1 protein-coding gene is annotated in these 916 nt (G+C 66.8%); it reads right to left on the bottom strand.

Annotation, left to right across the window (positions count from 1 at the left end; genetic code table 11):
• Positions 1–17 precede the first annotated feature (17 nt).
• Positions 18–828 (bottom strand): IS5 family transposase gene (locus E4V01_RS25405; protein ID WP_135300304.1). Its coding sequence is split into 2 segments (ribosomal slippage): positions 18–744 and positions 743–828, totalling 813 coding nucleotides; the frame shifts between segments, so codons are not numbered across the junction.
• Positions 829–916: the final 88 nt, after the last annotated feature.

Raw genomic sequence — 916 nt, 5'->3', positions numbered from 1 at the left:
AGAGTCCGTCCGATAAGTCATGATGCTCGCCCGAGCCTTCGGACGAGGATCATGACGGCGGCGGCGTAGAGGAAGGCCTGGGCCGAGGCGAGGGTCGCTTCCGGGTCCTTCCAGAGGCGTCGGTTGCGGCTGATCCATCCGAAGAAGCGTTCCACCACCCATCGGCGTGGATGCACGGCGAAGCCGACCTGATCCTTCGGTTTGCGCACGATGTCGATGGTGATGACGGTGGCGGTCGCGGGTCTGTCGCCGGCATAGCCTGCATCGGCGAAAGCTCTGACGATGAACGGGAAGGTCCGCCGCGACAGGCGCAGCACCGGTCCAGCCCCATCGCGATCCTGAATGTCGGCGGTCTGCGGATCGAGCACGAGGGCGCGCCCGTCCGTGTCGACCAGGGCCTGACGCTTGCGGCCCTTGACCTTCTTTCCAGCGTCGTAGCCGCGCGGGCCGCCGCTCTCGGTGGTCTTCACGCTCTGGCTGTCGAGCACGGCCGCCGTCGGCGAGGCCTCGCGACCGGCCCGCTCCCGGTCGGCCATGACCAGGGCGTGGTTGATCCGCCCGAACAATCCCTCGTCCCGCCAGCGGCTGAAGTAGCCGAACGTCGTGCTGCGCGGAGGGAGATCCTTTGGGATCAACCGCCATGCGATGCCGCCGCGCAGCACGTAGAAGATCGCGTTCAGGACCTCCCGCATCGTCCAGACAGGCGGACGACCACGCGAGGCGGGCTCTGGCATCATGGGCGCGCACCGCCCATTCCGTATCCGTCAGGTCGGTTTCGTATCGAAGGCGCGCACGGTTATGCTGCCGGCGAGTGGTCGGGGTCCACATGGCACGTCCAGATGAGGCTTCAGCACCCTTCTGGAATCACCGCCATTCCGGCCACTCAACCCCTGCCGGACGTTATCGGACGGGCTCT

This window comes from Methylorubrum sp. Q1 (assembly GCF_004683995.1).
In the GTDB taxonomy this organism is placed as follows: Bacteria; Pseudomonadota; Alphaproteobacteria; order Rhizobiales; family Beijerinckiaceae; genus Methylobacterium.
Note: the sequence above shows the minus strand (reverse complement) of the source record. Positions and strands in the feature narration are given on the sequence as shown.